Here is a 5,270-nt window from a genome sequence, read left to right on the forward strand (position 1 = left end):
GGCGTTTCGGTTCCGCGTCACGCCACCGGGACTTTGGCCGTGCCCTCCTGCGTGGCGTCGTCGGCGCGCTCGGCCTCGAGGACCGAGGTCGCCGAGGTCTCCCGCATGAAGTAGTAGATGCACAGCGAGATCGCGATGCACCCGGCGACGTAGTAGAAGAACACCGATTCGTGCCCCGCCTTCTTCAGCGCGAGCGCGATGGATTCGGCCGTGCCGCCGAAGATCGACACCGTCAGTGCGTAGGGCAGGCCGACGCCGAGCGCCCGGATCTTGGTGGGGAACAGCTCGGCTTTGACGATGGCGTTGATCGAGGTGTAGCCGGTGATGATCAGTAGCGCGAGCATCATCAGGCCCCAGGCCGCGACAGGGTTCGAGGTGTGCGCGAGCACGGTCATGATCGGAACGGTGCACACCGTGCCGGTGATTCCGAAGAACAGCAGCAGCTTCCGTCGGCCGATCCGGTCGGACAGGGCGCCTGCCAGCGGCTGGATCACCACGAACGCCAGCAGCGCGATGAAGTTGATCCAGGCCACCGTGCCCTTGGAGATGCCGGAGGTGTTGATCATGAACTTCTGCATGTAGGTGGTGTAGGTGTAGAACGCCACCGTGCCGCCGAGCGTCAGGCCGACCACGACCAGGCATTCCCGCGGGTATTCCAGCAGCACGCGCAGCGAACCGCGCTTCTTCTCCGGCGCCGAGGCGTCGGAGGCGGCGGCTTCGTAGTGCGACGACTCGTCCATCCCGCGGCGCAACCACATGATCGCCACCGCGCCCGCCGCGCCGATCACGAACGGGATGCGCCAGCCCCAGCTGTTCATCTGCTCAGAGGTGAGGATGTGCTGCAGGATGATCTGCACGCCGAGCGCGGTGAGCTGACCGGCGACCAGGGTCACGTACTGGAAGCTCGAGTAGAACCCGCGCTTGCCCGGGGTCGCCACCTCCGACAGATAGGTCGCGCTGGTCGCGTATTCGGCGCCGAGCGACAACCCTTGGAGCAGGCGCGCGATCAGCAGAATGATCGGCGCGGCGATGCCGATGGTGTGGTAGCTCGGCGTGACCGCGATGATCAGCGAACCCGCGGCCATCACCGTCACCGACAGCGTCAACGCCGTTCGGCGACCGGCCCGATCGGCGTACTGGCCCAAGAGCCAGCCGCCGATCGGTCGCATCAGGAAGCCGAGCGCGAAAACCAGTGCCGATTGCAGGAGTTGGGCGGTGGAATCGCCCGAAGGGAAGAACGTCTTCGCGAAGTAGACGCTGAACGCCGCGTAGACGTACCAGTCGTACCACTCGATCAGGTTGCCTAGCGATCCTCGCATCACGTTGCCGACGACCCTGCGTTCACCGGCGGCTTGTGTCGCAGTCATGGTGTCCTCCTTCGGACTCCGCACACATATCGGGCACTCCCACTGTGTCGCCGGTCACCTGGGGCACTCCTGTGGTACGCGAAATCCCTAACCGTCCCTTAGGCAAGAGTCGTGAAGGCGTGGATGTGCAGTAGCCGTCAGAGCCCCGGGGGCTCCGTTTCCCATCGGTACCCGTAGCCGTGGATGGTGGTGATGAGGTGGGGGCGCTGGAGTTTGGCGCGCAGCGCGGCCATGTGGACGTCGAGGGCGCGGGAGATGGCGGCGAAGGCGTCGCCCCAGATGCGGTCCATGAGCTGCTGGCGGCTGACGGCGGAGCCCGGGCGTTCCAGGAGGACGCGCACCAGTTCGAATTCCTTGTGGGTGAGCGTGATCGGGGTGCCCGCGACCTCGACGGTGCGGGCTTGCAGGTCGACGCGGACGTCGCCGGTCACCACCACCAGCTGAGCGGGGGCGGTGGGGGTACCGGCGCGGCGGGTGATGGCTTCCAGGCGCGCCACCAGCTCGCCGACGCGCGGTGGCTTCGTCAGGTAGTCATCGGCGCCGGCGCGCAGACCGCGGATGACGGCGCGTTCGCCGCTGCGCGCGGTGAGGATCAGCACCGGCACCGAGCTGACCTCGCGGAGTTTGCGCAATACCTCCAGGCCGTCCATATCGGGCAGGCCGAGGTCCAGGATGACGGCGTCGTAGCGGTCGTGGGTGAGCAGCAGGTCGGCGCCGCGCCGCAGATGGTCGGCCTGATAGTCCTTGGCGCGCAGCGCCGCGACCAGGGCGTCGCCGACTCCGGGGTCGTCTTCGACTATCGCGAGTCTCACGCCCAGATCCTCGCAAATCGGAGGTTCCGTCCGCAGGGGTATTGGGTGGTGGGGGACCGGCAGGCTCGAGACCTTGACACGTTCTTAGGGAAGTCACCGCTCATGAGCGAGACGAAAACCGCCGGGTGCGGGAGAATTCCTTCCCAGCTGCTTCCTTCGAAGGAGCCGATGACCAGCACCCCGGTCCGCCATCAGCACCGCGGCCTCGTCCTGCCCTGCAAAAGACCGGACGAGGTCCGCCACGGCGGGTCCGCAAGTCCTACTTGGGGGGTGAGGGTTTCGGCGTGCCGGGTCGCTTTTCGACATCCTGTGCCAGGATGAAGGACAGCAATTCGGCTCTAGCCTGTCACCGGACGCCCTGTCGGGATTCCGGTGACGGGTGCGTGGATGAGGAGATAGCTGCACCGTGACCAGCCCAGAAGGCCCGAACGACGAGGCCCGCGACAACCAGGTCTCCGGCGATCAGCAGCCGAATCTCACACCCGAGCAGCGCGCCGACGAAGAGTTCCGCCGGGAGTTCCAGCAGGCGTTCGAGGAGAGCAGCGACAAACCCGATGTGGAGTTCTCGCTGGGTGATTCCGGGCCGGAGCCGGAGCCCGAAACCGTGGACTCGGCCGAGCAGGCCCGCGAGCTCGGCCACAATCTGGCCCGCGAACTGGCCACCGGCGCCCCGCAGGGCTGGTCCAAGCTGGACGCGGTGTTCGCTTTCACCGCGGTCGCCGAGGTCGCGCAGATCGTGTTCAGCGACGATCAGGAGCGTTCGGTCCGCATCCAGCCGTCGGAGGCGGTGCTGGAGCTGGTGCGCAGGCACCGCGAGGTGTCCGCCGCCATGGGCGACGGCCCGTGGTGGCGGCTGCTGTTGCAGTTGACGCCAGCCGGTCAGCTGGATATCGACTACGACTACGGTGACGAGCCGTTCCCGGACGATCACCTGTTCCCGGCCGAGGTGTATCAGGCCGACCTCGAAGCCAATCCGCGGGACCGGCTGCCGGTGTGGCTGGCCGCGTACGTGAGTCACGGCAACCGCCAGTCCCGCACCCCGGCGGAGGCTGCCGCCTGGGCGCGCGCGGATCGGGAAGCCGGTGTGCGCGGGACGATCTCGGAGCGCGATTTCCCGGCGCTGCCCACGCTGTGGGCCCGCTGGGCGGTGTTGGCGGCCGCGTTCGTCGCCGTCGGTTCCGAGTGGGGGCCGCGTATTCTGCCCGCGCTGGGCTGGTTCGAAGGCGCCAAGCGGGGCGGCTCGACGCTGTACATGCTGCCCGGTGGCCGGGCCGTGTTCTCCGGTGGTGTCTGGAACGCGCCCGCCTTGGACGCGGCGTACAACCAGGATGCGCAGCTGCCCGCGTACTACGCCGGTGCTCCGGCCTGGGTGGCGAACCCGGTGCTGAATCCTCGGGCCGCCAGCGGTTTGCTGTCGTTCTGCTACTGGTGGGAGGGCGGTCGCTGGTACCGCGCCGAGTCGCCGACGGCCGATCAGCTCGCCGAGGCCGTGCCTGGTATCTGGACCGCGCAGACGGTGACCAACGTGATCGCCAGCCTGGTCGCCGCCGAGGCCACCGACGGCCAGGTCGCCGCCGTGGCCACGCTGGTCTCGGCCGCGGAAGCCGGTGTGGTGACCAGGGATACGCTGATCAGCGTCTTCGGTGACGAGGGTGGCTACGATATCGACAGCGCCTTCTACCAGCTCACCATGGCCGGCGTGGCCACCACGCTGCCGGATCCGATGCCCGAGGACGAGGCCATCGATCAGGTGCGCCGCTACATTCTCGATCGCAATCTCGACACCACCGGCTATCCGCTGGATCAGCTGCGTGCCGACCGCATCAGCTGCGGCTGGATGGTCTACGTGCCGACCGCGCCGGGTGAGATCGCCATCGGCCGTGCCCTGTTCTACATCGCCGATGACGGTGTGCTGGAGCAGTCCTCGTCCTCGATCGCGCCCTCGCGCTACATCGCGGAGTTCGAGCAGCGCTTCCAGGAGCGCAACGGGATGGTCGACGCCTGACCCAGGTTGCCCGCCTGGGTTAACATCAGGGAACGGATCGATGGCCAATTCCTAACAGGTTCTTTAGCTTCTCGGCCCGGTGAATCGGCCCGCAACGTCGGCCGAGATGCCAGAATGGTCGAAAAGCTCGGCTTACCAGCTGCTTTCCGGCTGGTACGAGCCTGTGAGATGGAGGTGCGCGGTGGACGTCGAGAGTTTTGTGGAAAAGCAGCGCATCGCGGGCACCGACACCGGAAAGGTGCGCGACCGCATGGACGACCTCGCTGATCGAGTGCAGGCGCAGCTGGATTCGCTGATCGCGATCGTCAGCTCCGACCCGGTCTTCGGCAAGAAGTTCATGGATGACCCGAAGGGTCTCAAATACCAGCTCGAGGGCGCTGTCGAGGGCACACGGACCATGGCCACATCCTGGGGCAAGCTCTCCGATGGCCAGTTCCAGAACGCGAGGAACGCCGAACGCGAGGAGCAGAAGCGCCGAGAGCAGTTCGAGAACATCTGAGCCGGACCGGTTGCTGGTAGTTGGCGGGCGGTCCACTCGGACCGCCATGAGAGTTTGTGGAGTGGGTGAGAACTAGATGGCCAGACGCGATGCCGAGATCGCCGGCGTGATGGAGGAATTCCGCAGCCGCATCCGCGAGATCGCCGAGATGCAGCAGCAGCGGGTCAAGCTCACCGCCACCGCGAGCACCAGGGACCGGCAGATCTCGGTGACGGTGAACGCCAACGGGGTGATCATCCAAACCAAATTCGGCAGCGGCATAGGCGAATACAGCTACGAGGACATCGCCAAATCCATCACGCGGCTGGCCCAGCAGGCCGCCGAGGATGTGTTCGATCAGAGCAAGCAAGTCATGGCGCCCTTGGCGGAGGAGCGGGCGCGGCTGCCCAAGCTCTCCGACGTGATCCCGGGAATGCCCGACTTCCAGAGCGAGATCCCCACGGAGCCACCGGTTTCCGTCGCGCCGCCGGGTGACGCCGAGCGCGAGGACGCGCAACTGGTGTTCACCGATGTGGAGACCCTCGAGGACAAGCCCGAAACCGGAAAGGGCGTCACCGACTCGGTTTGGTGACGTGCGCGCGGTTTAG

5 protein-coding genes are annotated in these 5,270 nt (G+C 66.7%); 3 read left to right on the forward strand and 2 right to left on the reverse strand.

What is annotated here, in order from left to right; genetic code table 11:
* Nucleotides 1-17: 17 nt before the first annotated feature.
* The gene (locus tag AC3EO7_RS05575; protein WP_435590597.1) at nucleotides 18-1,367 is read right to left on the reverse strand and encodes an MFS transporter; all 1,350 of its coding nucleotides are present in this window, start codon (nucleotides 1,365-1,367) and stop codon (nucleotides 18-20) included.
* Nucleotides 1,368-1,504: 137 nt separating this feature from the next.
* Nucleotides 1,505-2,179, reverse strand: coding sequence for a response regulator transcription factor (locus AC3EO7_RS05580; protein WP_431964080.1), 675 nt, complete (start codon nucleotides 2,177-2,179; stop codon nucleotides 1,505-1,507).
* 406 nt (nucleotides 2,180-2,585) lie between these two features.
* On the opposite strand from AC3EO7_RS05580, the gene AC3EO7_RS05585 reads away from it, so the two are divergent.
* The 3 genes from AC3EO7_RS05585 to AC3EO7_RS05595 all read left to right on the forward strand — a co-directional run bounded on the left by AC3EO7_RS05585 (nucleotide 2,586) and on the right by AC3EO7_RS05595 (nucleotide 5,254).
* Nucleotides 2,586-4,184 (forward strand): hypothetical protein, encoded by a 1,599-nt coding sequence (locus AC3EO7_RS05585; RefSeq protein ID WP_435590598.1) that lies wholly within the window; start codon nucleotides 2,586-2,588, stop codon nucleotides 4,182-4,184.
* A 181-nt stretch (nucleotides 4,185-4,365) separates the two neighbouring features.
* Nucleotides 4,366-4,683 (forward strand): hypothetical protein, encoded by a 318-nt coding sequence (locus tag AC3EO7_RS05590; RefSeq protein WP_431964084.1) that lies wholly within the window; start codon nucleotides 4,366-4,368, stop codon nucleotides 4,681-4,683.
* 76 nt (nucleotides 4,684-4,759) lie between these two features.
* Nucleotides 4,760-5,254, forward strand: a complete 495-nt coding sequence (locus AC3EO7_RS05595; RefSeq protein ID WP_435590599.1) for a YbaB/EbfC family nucleoid-associated protein — start codon at nucleotides 4,760-4,762, stop codon at nucleotides 5,252-5,254.
* Nucleotides 5,255-5,270 lie beyond the last annotated feature (16 nt).

This window comes from Nocardia sp. bgisy118 (assembly GCF_057708605.1).